16 protein-coding genes are annotated in these 16881 nt (G+C 65.9%); 6 read left to right on the top strand and 10 right to left on the bottom strand.

Annotated elements, in window-relative coordinates:
- The first annotated feature begins 11 nt into the window (after positions 1-11).
- The gene (locus tag AB2N08_RS15355; RefSeq protein WP_367611528.1) at positions 12-1031 is read left to right on the top strand and encodes an RsiV family protein; all 1020 of its coding nucleotides are present in this window, start codon (positions 12-14) and stop codon (positions 1029-1031) included.
- Here the strand turns inward: AB2N08_RS15355 and AB2N08_RS15350 are convergent.
- Entirely contained in the window at positions 979-1503 is a 525-nt protein-coding gene (locus AB2N08_RS15350; protein ID WP_367611527.1) for a DUF6622 family protein, read from the bottom strand. The genes AB2N08_RS15355 and AB2N08_RS15350 overlap by 53 nt on opposite strands.
- Before the next feature lie 145 nt (positions 1504-1648).
- On the opposite strand from AB2N08_RS15350, the gene AB2N08_RS15345 reads away from it, so the two are divergent.
- Both AB2N08_RS15345 and AB2N08_RS15340 read left to right on the top strand, forming a co-directional pair.
- Positions 1649-1954: a hypothetical protein gene (locus tag AB2N08_RS15345; RefSeq protein ID WP_367611526.1), complete on the top strand. Its 306-nt coding sequence runs from the start codon at positions 1649-1651 to the stop codon at positions 1952-1954.
- Between the two features lie 50 nt (positions 1955-2004).
- On the top strand, positions 2005-2898 hold the full coding sequence (locus AB2N08_RS15340; RefSeq protein WP_367611525.1) for a LysR family transcriptional regulator: 894 nt from the start codon (positions 2005-2007) through the stop codon (positions 2896-2898).
- A 15-nt stretch (positions 2899-2913) separates the two neighbouring features.
- Here the strand turns inward: AB2N08_RS15340 and AB2N08_RS15335 are convergent, their stop codons facing one another.
- The gene (locus AB2N08_RS15335; protein WP_367611524.1) at positions 2914-4116 is read right to left on the bottom strand and encodes an MFS transporter; all 1203 of its coding nucleotides are present in this window, start codon (positions 4114-4116) and stop codon (positions 2914-2916) included.
- A gap of 109 nt (positions 4117-4225) precedes the next feature.
- Positions 4226-5275 (bottom strand): NAD(P)-dependent alcohol dehydrogenase, encoded by a 1050-nt coding sequence (locus AB2N08_RS15330; protein ID WP_367611523.1) that lies wholly within the window; start codon positions 5273-5275, stop codon positions 4226-4228.
- A gap of 262 nt (positions 5276-5537) precedes the next feature.
- Between AB2N08_RS15330 and AB2N08_RS15325 the strand changes: the two genes are divergently transcribed.
- Positions 5538-7151, top strand: coding sequence for a GGDEF domain-containing protein (locus AB2N08_RS15325; RefSeq protein ID WP_367611522.1), 1614 nt, complete (start codon positions 5538-5540; stop codon positions 7149-7151).
- Here the strand turns inward: AB2N08_RS15325 and AB2N08_RS15320 are convergent.
- A complete protein-coding gene (locus AB2N08_RS15320; RefSeq protein ID WP_367611521.1) occupies positions 7125-7826 on the bottom strand; it encodes a YjjG family noncanonical pyrimidine nucleotidase in 702 nt (233 codons plus the stop codon). The two genes, AB2N08_RS15325 and AB2N08_RS15320, sit on opposite strands and share 27 nt — an antisense overlap.
- Positions 7827-7881: 55 nt before the next feature.
- Positions 7882-8073, bottom strand: a complete 192-nt coding sequence (locus AB2N08_RS15315) for a hypothetical protein (protein ID WP_367611520.1) — start codon at positions 8071-8073, stop codon at positions 7882-7884.
- 118 nt (positions 8074-8191) lie between these two features.
- Between AB2N08_RS15315 and AB2N08_RS15310 the strand changes: the two genes are divergently transcribed.
- Positions 8192-8710 carry a hypothetical protein gene (locus tag AB2N08_RS15310; RefSeq protein ID WP_367611519.1) on the top strand — a complete coding sequence of 173 codons (519 nt, stop codon included), beginning with the start codon at positions 8192-8194 and terminating at the stop codon, positions 8708-8710.
- Between the two features lie 151 nt (positions 8711-8861).
- Here the strand turns inward: AB2N08_RS15310 and AB2N08_RS15305 are convergent, their stop codons facing one another.
- From AB2N08_RS15305 to AB2N08_RS15285, 5 genes are all read right to left on the bottom strand, one after another.
- A complete protein-coding gene (locus AB2N08_RS15305; protein ID WP_367611518.1) occupies positions 8862-11684 on the bottom strand; it encodes an ATP-binding protein in 2823 nt (940 codons plus the stop codon).
- Between the two features lie 8 nt (positions 11685-11692).
- Positions 11693-12442, bottom strand: coding sequence for a hypothetical protein (locus tag AB2N08_RS15300; protein WP_367611517.1), 750 nt, complete (start codon positions 12440-12442; stop codon positions 11693-11695).
- Positions 12439-13818, bottom strand: coding sequence for a hypothetical protein (locus AB2N08_RS15295; RefSeq protein WP_367611516.1), 1380 nt, complete (start codon positions 13816-13818; stop codon positions 12439-12441). Before AB2N08_RS15295 ends, AB2N08_RS15300 begins: the two co-directional genes overlap by 4 nt.
- A 283-nt stretch (positions 13819-14101) precedes the next feature.
- On the bottom strand, positions 14102-14848 hold the full coding sequence (locus AB2N08_RS15290; RefSeq protein ID WP_367611515.1) for a DUF3108 domain-containing protein: 747 nt from the start codon (positions 14846-14848) through the stop codon (positions 14102-14104).
- Between the two features lie 7 nt (positions 14849-14855).
- Positions 14856-15983 (bottom strand): DUF3108 domain-containing protein, encoded by a 1128-nt coding sequence (locus AB2N08_RS15285; RefSeq protein WP_367611514.1) that lies wholly within the window; start codon positions 15981-15983, stop codon positions 14856-14858.
- Positions 15984-16094: 111 nt separating this feature from the next.
- Between AB2N08_RS15285 and AB2N08_RS15280 the strand changes: the two genes are divergently transcribed.
- Complete coding sequence (locus tag AB2N08_RS15280; RefSeq protein WP_367611513.1) at positions 16095-16760, top strand: PhaM family polyhydroxyalkanoate granule multifunctional regulatory protein; 666 nt, start codon at positions 16095-16097, stop codon at positions 16758-16760.
- Positions 16761-16881 lie beyond the last annotated feature (121 nt).

The raw sequence follows: 16881 nt of genomic DNA, 5'->3' as shown, positions 1-16881 counted from the left end.
GGGAGAGCGCCATGCAGACGATTCGCTGGGTGGTCGGTGCATGGTGTGCGACGTTGGCGCTGACTGCGCCGGCGCAGGATCGCGATAACCTGCTGCAGGCGCGCGACCGCGTCGAATGGGACGCCGGTGGCCTGTACGAAGGCCGCTTCGCCGACGGCACGCTGTTCCAGATCGACGTGCCCTACCCGGCGCCCGCCGGACTGCATGCCGACGGCAAGAACGTCATGCAGGGCGCTTACTGGTACCCGCGCCATTTCACCGGTTCAGTGCTGGCGCTAACGGTGCAACCAGGGGTGGGCGACATCATCGAACTGGCGCCATCGCACGACACCGGCGCACAAAGCGGCGAACGGTTCGCGCTCACGCTCGACGGCGGCAAGGTTGGTGGCACCGGTAGCTGGACCTCGGCCACGCTTGGCCGCCAGCTCACGTTTTCTCTGAAGCGCCTCGTGCTGTACCGGGCGGTGGCGCTTTCTCGCCCTTCGCCCGAAGCCTTCGCCGAAGGCAGCGACCGGCAATTTTCGTTTACCGCCCTGTTCCCCGTGCTGCCCGACGGCAGCGTCGACGACTGGGTGCGCACGACCGTCGCCGATTGCAGCGCCGACCTCGAATGCAGCAACAAGGTGCTGGTGCGCTCGCACTCGCCCACGCTGATGTCGCTTGAGGCGAGCACCTGGACCTACTCATATGGCGCGGCGCATGGCCAGTATCGCAGCGCGCTGCGCCACTACGCGCTTGGCAGCGGCGCACCGGTCCACACCCGCTTCACCAACTTTGTCGCCGCGAGCACCGCGTGCCGCGACAAGGTGTCCACTGCCCTGGTGACGAAGCTGCGCGCGCAACGCCTGTCGTGGCCGGAGCAAGGCGCGCTCGCCGACCTGCAAGAGCCGAAGTTCTTGCCTACCTCGACCGGCATTGCGTTTCAATGGGATCCGTACGAAGTGGGCAACTACGCCCAGGGCGCGCCCAGCGTGTTTCTCACGCAGGAAGAACTGGGTCAGTGCGTGGGCAAGCTGCCGGGTTACGACTGAAGCAGACGGCCGCGTCGCGCGCCAGGCGCCCCAGGAAGAAGCCGTTGAACAGGCCATAGACGAAGCAGATGGCCGGCGCACACCGCAGCGCCAGCGCCGGTTGCACGACCAGCAGCACCGACGTCGCATACTTGGTCACGAAGATCGCCAGCATGATCGCCAGCGCACTGGCACTGCCTTTCACGTGCACGTGCCCGGCGGTCGTCCCGGCGACGACGCGAATTGCGCCGAAGCGCCAGGCCAGCCATCCCGCCAGCATGCAACCGGCCGTCCACATTCCAGCAAGCGTCAAGCCGAGGTCGAACTTGCGCGTCATGTCGTGCAGCGACAGCGCGAGCATCACTGCCGGCAGCACGAACAGCCTGCGTGGTGCGACATCGCGATCGCGCATCTCGACCGCGCCACGCCACAGCAAGAACGCGAGAATCGCCCAGACGTAAAGGGGCGTATGGGTCAGGATCTGGATCAGCATGGTGCGCTCCGTGGCAGGTGAAAGGTGTGGCCAGTATGCGAGCGGGCCAGGCGCTGCGGGAGCGCATGCGACGAACCGGCCCTGCCTTGGCGCGAACTGCGCGCCACGCGGCGCGAACTTCGCCCTGGCCGGGTAGAATCCTGCCATGGCAAGCAAACACCCCATCTATCCCGGCCCTCGCACCGCACGCGGCGCGGTGCTCGCCGTGCTGTTGTCCAATGCCGACCAGGCAGGCAGCGAGCCGCTGCGCGGGCGCGTCACGCTGGCCGCGATCGTGCGCGCGCTGAAACGCAAATACAACTGGCCGATCGAGACCACCAGCTTCCCGTCCAACGATATCGATGGCCGCGCTACCTGGGCCACGGTGTACAGCCTGCCCCAAGGCGTGATCGATACGGCGCTGGCCGGCAAGGGCAGCGACTGGCTGCGCAGCACGAGCAGCAGCTCATGATTTGCATGCATGGATGCACGCATCATTTGATGATCCTGTATCATCAATAGATGGCCCGTGACAACATCAACGATATCCTCGTCTTCATCGCCGTTGCGCGCGAGCGCAGCTTCACCCGCGCCGCCGCCAGGCTGGGGATGAGCCAGTCGGCGCTCAGCCACATCGTGCGTGCGCTCGAAGAACGCCTTGGCGTGCGCCTGCTCACGCGCACGACGCGCAGCGTCTCGCCCACCGAAGCAGGCGAGCGCCTGCTGCAGAACGTGGGGCCGCGCCTGGAAGAAATCGATGCCGAGATCATCGCCATCAGCGATATGGGCGACAAGCCGGCCGGCACCGTGCGCATCACCGCGATCGACCATGTGATCGACACCGTGCTGTGGCCGCGCATCGCGCCGCTGCTGCCGCAGTATCCCGACCTGCACGTCGAAATCAGTTCGGATTACCGCCTGGTGGACATTGCGGCAGAACGCTTCGACATCGGCGTGCGCCATGGCGACCAGGTAGAAAAGGACATGATCGCGGTGCGCCTGTCGGCCGACGTGCCGATGCGGATCGTCGCCGCGCCGGCCTACTTTGCGCAGCGCGCCAGGCCGGCGTCGCTGCAGGACCTCATGCAGCACAACTGCATCAACCTGCGGCTGGCCAGCAGCGGCGGGCTGTATGCGTGGGAGCTGGAACACGAGGGCCAAGCATTCGAGGCGCGCGTGCGCGGCCAGGCAGTGTTTACCAACGTGCACCACATGCTGGCCGCAGCGCTCTCCGGCGTTGGCGTGACCTTCCTGCCCGAGAGCCTGATCGCGCCGCATGTGCAGGCCGGTCGCCTGATCAGCGTGATGGAAGACTGGTGTCCGAGCTTCCCCGGCCTGCACGCCTACTATCCGAGCCGCCGCCATTCGTCGCGCGCGCTCGGCCTGGTGATCGACGCGCTGCGCTATACCGGTTGAATTACACCGGCTGAACTACAAGGGTTGAGCGGCGCGGCCGGCGCGCCCCGCCAGCAGCGCCAGGACAGCGCCGGCCACCAGCACGGCGGCGCTGAAGCCGAAGGTTGCGACATGGCCGCTGGCGTCGAACAGCAGGCCGCCGCAGGTGGCGCCGAGCATGATCGCCAACTGCACCACCGCCACCATCAGGCCGCCGCCGGCTTCGGCATCGCGCGGCAGCGTGCGCGCCAGCCAGGTCCACCACCCGACCGGCGCCGCTGTCGCCACCAGGCCCCAGACCGCCAGCAGCAGCAGCGTCGCCGCCGCCGACTTGCCGACGACAAGCAGCGCCACGGCGATAACCGCCATGATCAGCGGGATCGCGATCAGGACCGTATACATGCGCGCCTTGAGCACGGCGCCGATCAGCGTGGTGCCGATAAACCCGGCCACGCCCAGTGCAAGCAGCATCAGCGACAGCGTCGGCACGTCGACGCCGGTGACCGTTTCAAGGAACGGCCGCAGATAGGTGAACAGCGCGAACTGCCCCATGAAGAACAGGCTCGCTGCCGCCATGCCGAGACAGACCTCGGGACGCTTCAACAACCCGAACATGCCGCCGGATGCATGCCGGTTTTCGGGACGCAGCGCCGGCAGGCTGAACCAGAGCCAGGCCAGGGCCACCGTCGCCACCGGCACCAGGCAAAAGAAGGCGCCACGCCAGCCAATCACCCCGCCCAGATAACTGCCCGCCGGCGCCGCAATCACGGTGGCCAGCGCATTGCCGCCATTGAGAATGGCCAGGGCGCGCGGCACGTCGGCCGACGGCACGAGGCGCATCGTGGTGGCTGCCGACATCGACCAGAAGCCGCCGATGGCAACGCCGATCAGCGCCCGGCCGACCATGAACAGCGGATAGTTCGGCGCGAACGCCGCGACGGTGCCGGAGGCGATCATCAGGCAAGTCAGCGCCAGCAGCAGCGTCTTGCGGTCAAGCCGGCCCACGACCGACGTCAGGCACAGGCTGGTCACCAGCGCGAAAGCACCGGAAATGGCGATCGACTGCCCGGCCTGGCCTTCGGTGATGCGCAGGTCGGCCGCCAGTGGCGTGAGCAGGCTGACCGGCATGAATTCGGACGCGACCAGGGCAAAGGCGGCGAGCGACATCGCCATCACGGCGCCCCATGCCGCAGGTTCGGCGGGCTTGCTGTCGCAAGCGACGGTAACAGTTGGATTCATTGGTTATGCAAGAGTAGAAAAAAACGCACCTCCCGCGCCGGAGGCACGGGAGGTGCGCAGAAAAAGGCCCGCTACGGGCCGAAGTTGGGCGAACTTGACCGAAGTTGGCCTACGCCGCCAGCGAGGCGCTGTCGATCACGAAGCGATACTTCACGTCGCCCTTGAGCATGCGCTCGTAGGCGCCATTGATCTCGTCGGCGCGGATCATCTCGATGTCCGACACGATGCCATGTTCGGCGCAGAAATCCAGCATCTCTTGCGTTTCCGGTATCCCGCCGATCATCGAACCGGCAATGGCGCGGCGCTTCATGATCAGGCTGAACACCTGTGGCGACGGGTGCGGCGAATCCGGCGCGCCGACCAGCACCATGGTGCCGTCGCGCTTGAGGATCTGCAAGAACGCATCGAGGTCGTGCGGCGCGGCGACCGTGTTGATGATCAGGTCGAGCGTCCTGGCCTGCGCGGCCATGGCGGCGGCATCCTTCGAGATCACGACTTCATCGGCACCCAGCGCCAGCGCGTCCTGGCGCTTCGATTCGGACGTGGTGAACGCCACCACGTGCGCGCCCATCGCGTGGGCCAGCTTGATGCCCATATGGCCCAGGCCACCAATGCCGACGATGCCGACCTTCTTGCCGGGACCGGCGTTCCAGTGGCGCAGTGGCGACCAGACGGTGATGCCGGCGCACAGCAGCGGCGCCACGGCGGCCAGCTGCTCTTGCGGGTGGGTCACGCGCAGCACGAAGCGCTCGTGCACGACGATCTGCTCGGAATAGCCGCCCAGCGTGTGGCCCGGTGCGTCGGCGGTCGGCGCGTTGTAGGTGCCGACCATATTGTCGCAATAGTTTTCCAGCCCTTCGCCGCAATCGGCGCAGGCCTTGCACGAGTCGACCATGCAGCCGACGCCGACCAGGTCACCGACCTTGTGCTGCGTGACGTGCGCGCCGACGGCCGACACGCGCCCGACGATCTCGTGGCCCGGCACGCACGGGAACTGCGAGCCGGCCCATTCGCCGCGCACGGTGTGCAGGTCGGAGTGACACACGCCGCAGAAGTCGATGGCGATCTGCACGTCATGCGCGCCCGGCGCGCGGCGCGTGATGTCCATTGATTCGAGAGGTTTGTCGGCAGCGTAGGCGCCGTAGGCTTTGACGGTCATGGGGTTCCTTGTGATGGTGCGATCGCGGCGCGGGCGCAGCGATCGGCTGAACAATCGACCAATATATAACCGAACGCGCGCGCGAGTAAGGCTATTTGATACATTGGGCATATGACGCCAGAACATGAATCCGCAGCCAGGGTGCGCACGTGGCGTCGCGCCATGGCACGACGTCTGGTGGCACAATACGCGCAGAGGACAGATTCGATTCATGCAGGGGCGGCGTTGCAGACAATGCCGCATTCCACACAGCTGAGGCGCATTGACACCATCCACCGACAATTCGGCGCTCGATTTCCTGCGCTTGTCCAGCAAGCGGCGGCCCGTGGCGCGCTTCGTGGTTGCCGCGACCGTACTGGCCTGCATCCTGCTGGTGGCGTTCGCCGCGTGGTTCATCTGGACCACGCGCCAGGCGCAGATCGCGCAGACCGCGATCGCCACCAGCAACGTCGCGCGCATGGTCGGGGCCCAGGTCGAATCGGCCATGAAGACGACGAATATGGCGCTGGCCAACGTCGCCGAGCGGGTCGAGCACGACGGCACCAGTCCTGCGGCCCTGGCGCGGCTGCAAGCGCACCTGGTCGAGCTGACCCACACCACACCCGAGCTGCATGGCATCTTCGTGTACGGCGAAGATGGCGCCTGGCTGGCCACGTCGCTGCACCAGACTATCGTTGGCAACAATGCCGACCGCGCCTATTTCCAGTACCACCGCGAGCGTCCGGGGCGCGAGATCCACGTGGCCCATCCCGTGCGCAGCCGCTCGACCGGCATCTGGGTATTACCGGTGTCGCGCCGCATCGACCATGCCGATGGCAGCTTTGCCGGCGTCGTGCTGGTGACGCTGAAGGTCAACTTCTTTGAAAAGATCTACGACGAACTCGATGTCGGCCGCACCGGCACGGTGCTGCTGGCGCTGGACGATGGCACGGTGGTCTACCGCCGCCCGTTCGACGAAAAAGTCATTGGCACCAACCTGTCGCACGGCGTGGTGTTCCAGGCGATTCGCAACAAGACGGCCGGCGCCGACTTCCTGACCGCCACGGTCGACAAGATCGAGCGGCTGTACAGCTACCGCCGGGTGGACCGCTTCGCCTTCGTCATCGCTGTCGGCCAGACCAAGGATGAATTGCTCGGCGACTGGAAGCGTTCGAGTCTGCTCATTGGCGCCGTCACGCTGCTGATCGCGGCGCTGTTCACCCTGTTCGCGCGCAAGCTGGTACGCCAGATCACCATCCGCGACCGGCTCGACCAGACCTTGCGCGCCTATTCCGAAGACCTGCAGCGCGACAACCTGGGCCTGCACGAACTGGCGCACACCGACAAGCTCACGCAACTGGCCAACCGGCGCCGCTTCGATGAAATGCTCGACCACGAATGGCGGCGTGCGCTGCGCAGCAAGGCGCCGCTGGCGCTGATCCTGATCGACGTCGATTACTTCAAGAAGTACAACGACCATTACGGCCATCCTGCCGGCGACGCATGCCTGCACAGCGTGGCGGGCGTCCTGACGGACAGGCTCAATCGCACCGGCGACCTGCCCGCGCGCTACGGCGGGGAAGAATTCGCCGTCATCCTGCCGGCGACCGACCTGCAGGGCGCAATGGCGGTGGCCGAGCGCATTCGCCAGGAAATCCTGGGCTTGCGCATCGCGCATGTGCAGTCGCCATTCGAGATCGTCACGGCCAGCTTCGGCGTGGCGTCCTTCGAACCCGATGGCAAGGATTCGCTGACCACCGCCGACCTGGTCGTGCGCGCGGACACGCAGCTGTATCAGGCCAAGGCTGCGGGGCGCAACCGGGCGTGCGGCGAAGCGTTCAGCGCCGCCGGCGTCGGCGCCGGGGTCAATTCAGGCGAGCGCCAGGCGTCGCAGTGAGGCGTCCACGCCGTGCAGGCTGTCGACTTCGCAGGTGGGGATCGCTTGCGATTCGTTGGCCAGGCGGCCCGGATTGAACCAGCAGCTGTCGATGCCGAAGCGGTTCGCGCCCAGGATGTCGGCGTCCAGGCGGTCGCCCACGATCACGGTATCGAGCTTGGCGAAGCTGCGCGCCATCTTGCTGGTGTAGTCAAAGAAGCGGCTATCCGGCTTGGCAAAGCCGCAGGCCTCGGATGTCGCGACGAACGACAGCGACGGCGCCAGGCCCGAACTGGCGATGCGCCGGTGCTGGACCGAATGCGCGCCGTTGGTGATGATGCCCACTTCGCCGATACCGGCGAGCCGCTCGCACAGCTGCACGGCGCCGTCGATCAGCACCACGGTATCGGCCAGCGCTTCGCTGAAGACATCGCTGGCCACATGCGGATCGAGGTCGATGCGATTATCGGCGAAGGTTTTGCGAAAACGTTCGATGCGCAGGAAGTCCTTGGTGACGGCGCCCTGTTCGAAGAGGCGCCACAGCGCGACATTGATCGCCTGATACTGCGCAAACAAGGCGTCGAGGCCATCGCGCAGGTCGAGGTGCGCCATCGTGCGCTGGAATGAGGCTTGTTCGGAAGCCCGGAAATCGAGCAGAGTGTCGTCGAGGTCAAACAGGAAAAGGCGGTGTTTCATTGCGTCCAACAGAAGAGCGGCAATGCTCCATGGTAGCACTCGCCGCCAACCTGCGTCAGCTGGGGTTTGGATCGGGCACCGGCTCTTCATCGTGCGGCAGATGGCCCGGCTGGTGGTGTGGATGCGGCGTCTCGAACGGCTCGGGCATCGGATCGTCGACGGGCGCCGGGTCGGGCGCGCGATGGGCGTGGATCGAAAACGGTGCGCGACATTGCGGCGCTGATGGCGCGGGGTAGCCTGCTTGCATGATGCGGTCCTCCAGGTGGCTGCTGGTCAAACCTACCTTAGCATGCCCGCCCGCGGCGCGGCGCGCGCCGGCAGTCGGCTACAATGCGGTCTTTCCGAACACCGCTGATTGCCGCCCCATGGAATTTTCGATCACGACCCTGGCCCTGCTCGTCCTGCCCCCGCTGCTGGTCTGGCGCATCTACGCGCGCATCAAGAAGCAGATGCTGCGCCAGCGCTCGATCTACCAGCGCCACTACACGGGCATCCTGGTGTTCAGTGCGATGATCGTGGTGCCGGCGGCGCAGCTGTTCACCAATCCCTACAACCTGGCGGCGCTGCTGGTGGGCGCCATTGGCGGCATCGGCTACGGCGTATGGGGCTTGAAGCTGACGCGCTTCGACGACACGCCCGAGGGTTATTATTTCACGCCGAATGCCCGCCTGGGCCTGGTGATGGCGATGATCCTGGTGGCGCGCATCCTGTACATCGGCGTCGAGATCTACGCCAACCAGGGCAAGGACTTGCCCACGCCGCAATTGAGCGACAGCCCGCTGACCATGCTGTGCGTGGGGCTCACGAGCGGGTATTTTGCGTGTTATTCGGCCGGGTTGCTGCGCTGGCGGCGAAAGATGAAGCGGGCGAGTTTGCAGGGGTGAAGTTGGGGTAGTACTTGGGTTCCCGCCTGCGCGGGAACGACGTTGTTTTATGCTGGAGGCACGCTACCTTGCGAGCTTCGGACACGTACCCAAGAACGTCGTTCCCGCCTCGGCGGGAACCCAAGTTCGCAGCAAACCCGAAACCCGAAAATCAAGCCGCTTTCGCCGCCTCTTTCCTTCGCTGCAGCACGAAAATCGGCTGCGCCCACTGCTGGTCCTTCTTCTTCTTGCTCGTGATGAGCGTCAGTTCCGACGGATCGTAGACGTCCGTGTTGTGCGTCAACGGCGTCGTCATCAGGTACTGGGCGTCGGTGTTCTTCAGGAACTCGCCGACCAGCTGGATGTTACGGATATCAAGGTGAGCGAACGGTTCATCGATGAACACGAAGCCGCCCGAGCCTTCCTCGGATTTCAACAAGCCAATCAGCAGCACCAGCGACTTCATGACCTGCTGGCCGCCCGACGCTTCGCCGTCGTTCATCCCGATCTGGTCCTTGCCGTCGAACTTGAAGCGAACGTGCAGGCCGGCCTGCGCCAGTTGCACGTCGTCGTTCTCCAGCCGCACCGGGTCGGCCTGCACGTCGATGCCGGCCAGGCCACCCAGTTCGCGGATGTTCTTGGTGTAGGTCTTGATCGTGTAGCGCAGGCGCTCGATGTAGGCGCCGCGTGCATTGCCGGTCGCTTCGATCGCGCGGTTGTTCTGGTAGCGACGCTCTTCGGTTTCCGTCTGGCGGCTGTCGAGCTGGTCGTGCAGGCGCGCATACTGGTCGATGACGGTGGCGTCGAGCTCCCAGTCTTCGCGCGCCAGCGAGCCTTCGAGCGACCCCAGGCGCAGGTTGACCTGGTGCGCGTTCTGGTGCTTGGCCACCAGGTCGCCGCGCCAGTTCGGGTTCTTCCACGCGCCGGGCACCGCGCGCCAGCTGCGGCGCAGTTCCAGCAGCGCTTTCGCGTGTTCGGTGCGCTGGTCGATCTGGCGGCGATGGTTCAGGCGCATGCCCGCCTCGGCTTCCGACAATGCCATGCGCGCGTTCTGCCACACGGTGTCGGCGCGGGTGCGCGCGACGGTGGCGTTCTTGCTCAGGGTTTGCAGCTCGCCCAGGCGCGCGCCCACGTCCATCCGCTCGGCTTTCAACGGCGCCAGTGCGCGCGCGGCTTCCTCGAATTCTTCCTGACGGGCAGACAGTTCCTTGGCCGCGTCCACGCCCGCGATGCGCGCTTTCAGGCCGCCCACTTCGGCGGCCAGCTTCGAAATCGCCAGCGTCAGCGCGTCTTCTTTCTGTTCCAGTGCCGGCAGCGACTTCTGGATCGCTTCCAGGCGCTGCGTTTTACCCGCCGCGCCGAAACGGTAGCGCGACGCTTCCACGAACAGCGAGCGCCCGCCGCGACGTTCGCGGTGGTAGGCGTCCGGCGTGATCCATTCGTCCGAGCGGCTCTTGAAGCCGTCATCGACCGAGTCCACGCGCACGATGCGCTCCAGCTGATCGATCAGCCAGCCCGGGGCCTTGCCAGAAAAACTCACCACCGACAGCAGGCTGTCGTCTTTGACGACCGGGGCGTTCACGCAGTCGGGCACGATGAAGTGGCGATAACGCTCCTTCTCGGCCAGGCGGTAGGCATTGGCTGCATCCGATGCTTTTTCGAGCAGCACGACCGACGCGTAACCACCGAGCACACCCTCGACCGCGCCCTGCCATTTCGGGTCGGTCACCTCGACGATGTCCGACAGCATGGCGTGGGCGATGCCCTCGTCGCGCAGCGCGCGCCGCATCAGGCGCTGCGCTTCAGGCTCGGGCATCGCGCTCTTGCCCTGCAGCTGGGAGATGGTCGCCATCTCGCCCGCGATTTTCGTCGACACGGCGTCGCGCGCGCTCTTCTGGCGCGCCAGTTCGGCTTCTTTTTCACCGAGCTGCTTGCCCACTTCGGCGATGTCGGCGCCAGCGTCAGCCGACAGCTTTTGCAGGCGGTCGCGCTGCTCGAGCAGGCTTTCCAGGGGTTTGAGGCGCGTGTTGACTTCGGTGAGCCGCTTGGCCAGCTCACCGCCCTCTTGCTCCAGTTGCGTTTCCTGTTTCTGCGCTTCGGTCAGCGCGCGCTGCTGGCTGGCCAGCTGGCTGCGTTTCTCGGCCAGTTGGCCATCGGCCTGCACCAGCGGCTTTTTCGCTTCGCGCAGCGTGCGCGAGACAAGCAGGGCTTTCTCGCGCGCCTCGTGGTATTGCAGCGCCGGCAGTACTTCTTCGTGCAGCTCGCGCTTCTCTTTGTGCAGATCCGACCACTGATGGTGGTTCGCCACGCGCAGGCGCAAGCCTTCGAGGTTGGTGCGCGAGGCTTCCAGTTCGGCCTCGAAGCGCTTCAGCTCAGTTTCAGTGTCGCGCTGGTGGCGCTTGGCTTCGTCGTAGGCGTCCAGCACTTCCTTGTCGCCGAAGACCTGGAACACCAGATCGAGCAACTGGCGCGGCGCGTATTCGCACAGCTTGTCGGTCTCGCCCTGCTCGAGCGCCAGCACTTTCGACATCGCCGGCGACAGGCCGGCCGACGCCAGGCGCTTGCGATAGTTTTCCACGCCGAGCCAGTCGGTCGCTTCGGTCACTTCCTCGATCTCGACGTTCCCCGGGCGCATCAGGTACTGGCGCTTCCAGTCGCCGCCGTTCTTCTGCACCTGGCAGAACAGCGTCACTTCATCGTCGGCGAAAAAGCCCGAGTGGCGAAACGGCCGGTTCGACAACTGGCGGCCGATCGGCTTGTTGTCGACGACCGCGCGCAGCCAGGCGCTTTGCTGGCCCGAGTGGCGCGCATAATGTTTATAGGTGCGGCCCATCGAACAATCGAGCCCGAACAGGGTGCGCATCGCGTCGAGCAGCGTGGTCTTGCCCGAGCCGTTCTGGCCAGCGATCGTGATGATCTTGGCGTCGAGCGGGATGTTCTTGATCCGCTGCCAGTAATCCCAGTGGACCAGTTCGAGTGATTTAATGTGGAACATCGGCTATCTCAATTCGGGGTCGGGGTGTCAGGAGCATCTGTGACGTCGGGGACGTCATCGGGCGGGACGGGATCGTTGGCGGCGTCAAGATCGACCGCATCTACTGGGGCCACGCGGCGCGGGGCCGCCGCCAGCGGGGCGCGCTTGAACACCTCGGACAGTGCGCCGTTGATGATGCGCTCCTTGAGCACGTCGGTGTCCATCATCAGGTCGAGCAGCGGGCCTTCCAGGATCACGTCGCCGCGGCGCTCGATGAAGCCCAGTTTCGACAGCACGCCCAGGTTCATGTCCATGCGTGTCTTCTTGCCCAGCTTGTCGCCGAAGTCCGACAGCAGCGCCGTGTACGAAATGCCGATCGACGTGTCTTCGGCGCGCGGAATCGACAACTCCTTCTCGAACATGTCGTTCTGGTCGTCGTCGATCATGGTGTGGGTTTCCTGGCGCTCGCGCTTGGGCAGGATGATCTGCGCCCACAGCACGACCAGCAGCGCCACGCCGTCGCGCGTCAGGCCGAAGTTATTGTTCTGCCAGATGTCCTTGGCCCCGAAGATCTTCGGCTCGACGTTGCGGTGCAGGGCCACGGTGACGTGGTCGGCGTAGACGTTATCGAGCAATTTGAGGCCCGATTCGAGCAGGCGTTTGTCGACTTCGGCGCGGAACTGGTCGTCCGACAGCGCGCGCTTGACCATCTTGTCGTCGCGGCGCAGGGTCTGGTGCGTCAGCAGGCGCGCGATCAGGATTTGTGCATCGTCATTCATGGGGCGGACTGTCCATCAGGAGTGGATTCGGCATTCAGTGAAAGGGTCGCGACCGACATGGCCGCCACTTCCGGGTCGTTCAGCTGGACCATCTCGTCGAGCGAAACAAACGTGAGCGGCAGGCGCGCGAGTTCGGCGGTCGCACCCTGCAGGCTCGCTTCGGACGCGTCGCCCAGCAGCGGCAGCAGCGACGCGCGGTACGAGGCCAGCGCGAACGTGGCCGGCAGCAGCGACTCATGCAGTTGCACCCGGCGCGGGCCGACGCTCGAAAATTCGGGGAAGTTGCCCAGGTTGGCGAAATCGGCCAGCTTGTTGATCCAGTCGTTCAGCTCGAGCTGCATCGCCGGATTGTCGTTGACCGTCAGCGGCGCATCCTGGCCGCTCGGCAGGCCTTTCGGGCCGGTCGAGATGATGCGCTCGGCCAGCAGTTCGGTTTCGGCCACGTCGATCATCTCGGCCGGCGTGCCGAACAGCGGCGTGACCGGGCGGTCGATGGCGCCGGCGGCCAGGCTGGCCAGGTCGTCGTGCGCCAGCAGCCAGCGTTTCACATCGGTGGTCGACAGGCCCGATTGGCCCAGATGCACGCGCTGGCGCTCGATCTGGTTCAGCGCGCGCGAGAACATGCCCTGCATATTCAGCAGTGCACTCTGCGCGCGGCCGATCGCCTGCGCCGCGCGGTGGGTGGCGGCGTCGGCCCGTTCGTCCGAGGTAATCGCGCGCAGGATGACCGAACCCTTCTCGACCCAGTCGCAGGCCATATGCCACTTGGCCTGCGAGGTGCGCAGGCGAAATTCGGAGCCGGATGCGATCGCATCGCGGAACTCCTCGGTAAGTTCGACCAGGCGGCCGAGCAGGTGTTTCAACTGGTCGACCGTGACACCGCCCACGGCCTGGGCGCCGGCCACTTGCGACAGCAGGAAGCCCATCTCGGCTTCGTCGCCTTCGGGTTTGCCCAGCGCCAGCAGCGTTTCGAGGGCCGACAGCACATTGCGCGCCAGCGGCGTGATGCGGTACACGGCGGCCGGGGCGTCCCAGGCCAGCAGGCCGTGGCCGCGCAGGCGGTTGAGCACCGTTTCCAGGCTTTCCGGGACCAGGTAGGCCAGCTTCTGGTTAATGTCGGCGCGCGAGAAGGCCGAGGTGGAGGCATCGCCGGCCAGTTCGCGCAGGACGAGCAGACGCACCAGCACGCCATCTTGCGTACCGTGGAACAAGGCGGTGAAGGCCGACAGCATCGGCTGGGCGCGCTTGAGGTGGAAGACTTGCTCGATTTCGTCGGGAGCAACGCCTTCCTGGAAGTGCACCTGCAGCGGATCAAGTTCCTGCGCTGTCGTCAGGGCGTCGGCAGCGTGGGCCGCGCCGGCTTGGGGGTCGATCATTGTGTAGTTGCCACTCTATAACCAGTCTCGTGCGCGGTCGAGACGGGTCTGTAGTGCATTTATTACCACAGACCCGGCCGGCTTCGCGGGGGCGTCAGTATAACAGTTCAGACTGGGCAATCCGGGAATGGCTGCCCGGAAAGGTGGCATCCGATACGTCGTTCCAGCGAAGGCTGGAACCTAATTCTGTTGCGAATAGCTAACATTCCTGTGGCTTGCGGCAAGGAACTTGGGTTCCAGCCTCCGCTGGAACGACGGGTTTGTGCTATCAGTTACGCCAGCATTACAACTTGGTCACGCTCTTGAGCGTCTGCTCGATGGTTTCGTCGCCGCCTTCCGTGAAGCGGATCTTGACGGGATACCACTCGTGCGCCGGCGCCAGCCAGACGTCGACGCTCTGGTCGCGGCTGCCCTTGAGCGCTGCGCGCGTGACGAGGATCGCATCGACCTCGCCCAGGCCCGTCTTGACCTTCTCGCTGCGCACGACCTTGAAGGTCCAGGCTTCAGCGCTGCTGCGCCCGGCCACGAAGAACGGCCACTCCGAGCCCGGCTTGAACTTGTCGCCGGCGGCGCGCGCCACGGCGGCCAGTTGCCAGGTGATCGAGACGCGGTCCTGCTCGCCGCCCTTGAGCGGGTAGGTCTTGTCGCCTTCCGAGAAGCTCATGGCCTTGGCCGAACGGTCGAAGGTGATCGAGGTGGGGTCCTTGCGCATGCGCTTTTCGGAAAATTCGGTCGGGGCCAGGCCGTAGGCGTCGATGACGCCCTGGCTGCGGTTGTCGAGCAGCGTGCCCAGAATCGCCACGCGCGACTCGATCCGCACGTCATACTTGCCGTCGCCGGCGCGCCAGGTGACGGTGGCGTCGCCTTTCAGCGCGAGGCCCTTCTGGCGCGCAGCCAGGTCGTAGGCCAGGTCGGCCGACGGCGGCAACTCGAACGCACGCTTGACGGCCGGATGGGCGGACTGGGCGGACGCGCCACCCAGTGCGAAAGTCAGCGCCAGGGCCGCGCCGATGTGTCGAATTTTGCTCATAGTCATATCAAGATCCTGAATGGTCCAAGGCGATATTATTCACTGTTTGCGTGGTTACTGCTCCATTGGGTTCGCTATTGCGAATCCGCACCGGGTACCAGCCGTGTGCGGGGGCCAGCCAGATGTCCAGGCGCGACTTGTAGGAACCCGGTTGCGGCGGGCGCGTCAGGTGCCAGGTTTGCAGTTTGCCGAGCCTGGTATCGATCTCTTCCTGCCCCACTACCTTGAAGCGGTAGATCGCCGCATCCTTGTCTTCGGCCACGAAAATATCGATGTCGCCGCTGAGCTGCTTCGGATCCCCGCGCGCGATCGCCGTCAGTTGCAGCGGGATGCTGGCTTTGTCCTGGGCGCCCGGCGGCAAGGGATGCGTCGCTTGCGAGGCCGAGAACGTCACCCGGGCCGAGCCCCAGTTGAAATGGGTGGCCGTCATGGCGCGCCCGCGCCGTTTTTCGGTCATGGTGATCGGTGCGAAACCCGTTTCGGCCACCGCGCCCTCGCTTTTCAAGACCACCAGGTTGACCCGCGCGAACACGACGCGGATGCCGGCTTCGACCTGGATCCGGTAGCTGTCCTCGTTCAGTTGCCAGGCCAGCACGGCCTCGCCCGACCACTCGGTGCCGTCGGCGTCGGTGCGCGCCACGTCGAGCGTGATCTTCGCGGGCGGGGGCATGTCGATGGTGTAGCGGCGCGTTTCGGGCGGCGGCGGCGGCCCTGGTGCCGGCATGGCTGGCGGGGCTTCGGGCGCCGGCGGCGTTGGCGCGGCTGGCGTTGGTGCGACCGGCGCAACGGCCTCGCCTGCCGGTTCGGCCGACACCGGCGCCGGCGCGGCGGCTTGCGTGATGCCGGCCGGGTTGCCCGGCAAGGCGACGTCCAGGGCCACCGGTGCGATTTCAAGCAGCGGCGGCGGGCCGGATTCGGCCACCGGCAACGGCACGGGCGCCGGCGTGACCGGCGGCGCGGTCTCGGGCAGCAACTGCGCCATCATCGTCGTCGGGCCGCTGTCGACACCAACCTGGCGCGGCAGGCCGAGATTGACGTCCAGCAGATCGAGCACCAGCCAGTGCAGCACGACGACCAGCGCAGCCATGACGAAGGAACTGCGGCGGCGGTGGAGGATGAACGGTGCTGGATGCATCCCGTTAGTGTAGCGCGGGCCTGCCTGGGCCGTTGTCCGGGTGGCGTGCCGGTGCGTAGTTTGCCAGCCCATAATCTGCTACGCTAGTACGACAACACCACGGAGACCGCTATGCTCAAGCCGCCCATGCCCGGAATGACCGACACCCTCGAATTCGTCAAGAACCTGTGGGGCGGCATGCATATTCCCGGCGCCATGCCGGGCATGACCGGCGTACCGGGCATGCCGCCGCTGCCCGGCGCCGGCATGTCGGTGGAAGACCTGGACAAGAAGATCGCCGACCTGAAGGCCGTCGAATCCTGGCTCACGCTCAACCAGAACATGCTGCACGGCTCGATCCAGGCCCTTGAAATCCAGCGCGGCACGCTGGCCACGCTCAAGGCAATGGGCGACAGCATGGCCCAGGCTATGGGCCAGAGCAACGTCGGCGAATCGTCAGTCGCGCCGTTCGCGCAATTCTTCGCGCAGATGGCGCAGGCCGCCACGCCGGCTGCCAGCACGCAAACGACGCCGACGCCGCCAACGCCGACCCCGCCGCCACCTGCGCCGGCGCCGGAAGCAGCGCAGGCTGTGCCCGACGCCACGGGCGCCGCCATGCCGGCCGCCGTGGCCTGGTGGAACCTGTTGCAAGACCAGTTCCGCCAGGCGGTGACCAGCACCATGCCGGCCGAGGGTACGGACGGCGCCGCTGCGCCGTCCAGCGCGCCCGACGCGCCAGCCGCGGAACCGGCCACGCGTGCCCGGCGCAATGGGCGCAGCAAGGCCGACAAGCCCTGACGCAACGCCGCTGCAAAGCCGCTTCCAGGGCTGCTTCTGACGCCGCTTCTTGATCGAGCGGGTAGTACACGCGCATAAACCGTGCTGAACTGATCGGGCGGCCCGCCCTTCCCCGGCCGCA

This window comes from Massilia aurea (genome assembly GCF_040790145.1).
Taxonomy (GTDB): domain Bacteria; phylum Pseudomonadota; class Gammaproteobacteria; order Burkholderiales; family Burkholderiaceae_D; genus Telluria; species Telluria aurea_C.
This window is presented reverse-complemented; position numbering and strand designations above follow the sequence as displayed.

What these genes read in the sequence shown, in the direction of transcription:
- AB2N08_RS15355 (WP_367611528.1), top strand. Translation starts at nt 12, where the DNA reads ATGCAGACGATTCGCTGGGTGGTCGGTGCATGGTGTGCGACGTTGGCG.
- AB2N08_RS15350 (WP_367611527.1), bottom strand. Translation starts at nt 1,503, where the DNA reads ATGCTGATCCAGATCCTGACCCATACGCCCCTTTACGTCTGGGCGATT.
- AB2N08_RS15345 (WP_367611526.1), top strand. Translation starts at nt 1,649, where the DNA reads ATGGCAAGCAAACACCCCATCTATCCCGGCCCTCGCACCGCACGCGGC.
- AB2N08_RS15340 (WP_367611525.1), top strand. Translation starts at nt 2,005, where the DNA reads ATGGCCCGTGACAACATCAACGATATCCTCGTCTTCATCGCCGTTGCG.
- AB2N08_RS15335 (WP_367611524.1), bottom strand. Translation starts at nt 4,116, where the DNA reads ATGAATCCAACTGTTACCGTCGCTTGCGACAGCAAGCCCGCCGAACCT.
- AB2N08_RS15330 (WP_367611523.1), bottom strand. Translation starts at nt 5,275, where the DNA reads ATGACCGTCAAAGCCTACGGCGCCTACGCTGCCGACAAACCTCTCGAA.
- AB2N08_RS15320 (WP_367611521.1), bottom strand. Translation starts at nt 7,826, where the DNA reads ATGAAACACCGCCTTTTCCTGTTTGACCTCGACGACACTCTGCTCGAT.
- AB2N08_RS15315 (WP_367611520.1), bottom strand. Translation starts at nt 8,073, where the DNA reads ATGCAAGCAGGCTACCCCGCGCCATCAGCGCCGCAATGTCGCGCACCG.
- AB2N08_RS15310 (WP_367611519.1), top strand. Translation starts at nt 8,192, where the DNA reads ATGGAATTTTCGATCACGACCCTGGCCCTGCTCGTCCTGCCCCCGCTG.
- AB2N08_RS15305 (WP_367611518.1), bottom strand. Translation starts at nt 11,684, where the DNA reads ATGTTCCACATTAAATCACTCGAACTGGTCCACTGGGATTACTGGCAG.
- AB2N08_RS15300 (WP_367611517.1), bottom strand. Translation starts at nt 12,442, where the DNA reads ATGAATGACGATGCACAAATCCTGATCGCGCGCCTGCTGACGCACCAG.
- AB2N08_RS15295 (WP_367611516.1), bottom strand. Translation starts at nt 13,818, where the DNA reads ATGATCGACCCCCAAGCCGGCGCGGCCCACGCTGCCGACGCCCTGACG.
- AB2N08_RS15290 (WP_367611515.1), bottom strand. Translation starts at nt 14,848, where the DNA reads ATGAGCAAAATTCGACACATCGGCGCGGCCCTGGCGCTGACTTTCGCA.
- AB2N08_RS15285 (WP_367611514.1), bottom strand. Translation starts at nt 15,983, where the DNA reads ATGCATCCAGCACCGTTCATCCTCCACCGCCGCCGCAGTTCCTTCGTC.
- AB2N08_RS15280 (WP_367611513.1), top strand. Translation starts at nt 16,095, where the DNA reads ATGCTCAAGCCGCCCATGCCCGGAATGACCGACACCCTCGAATTCGTC.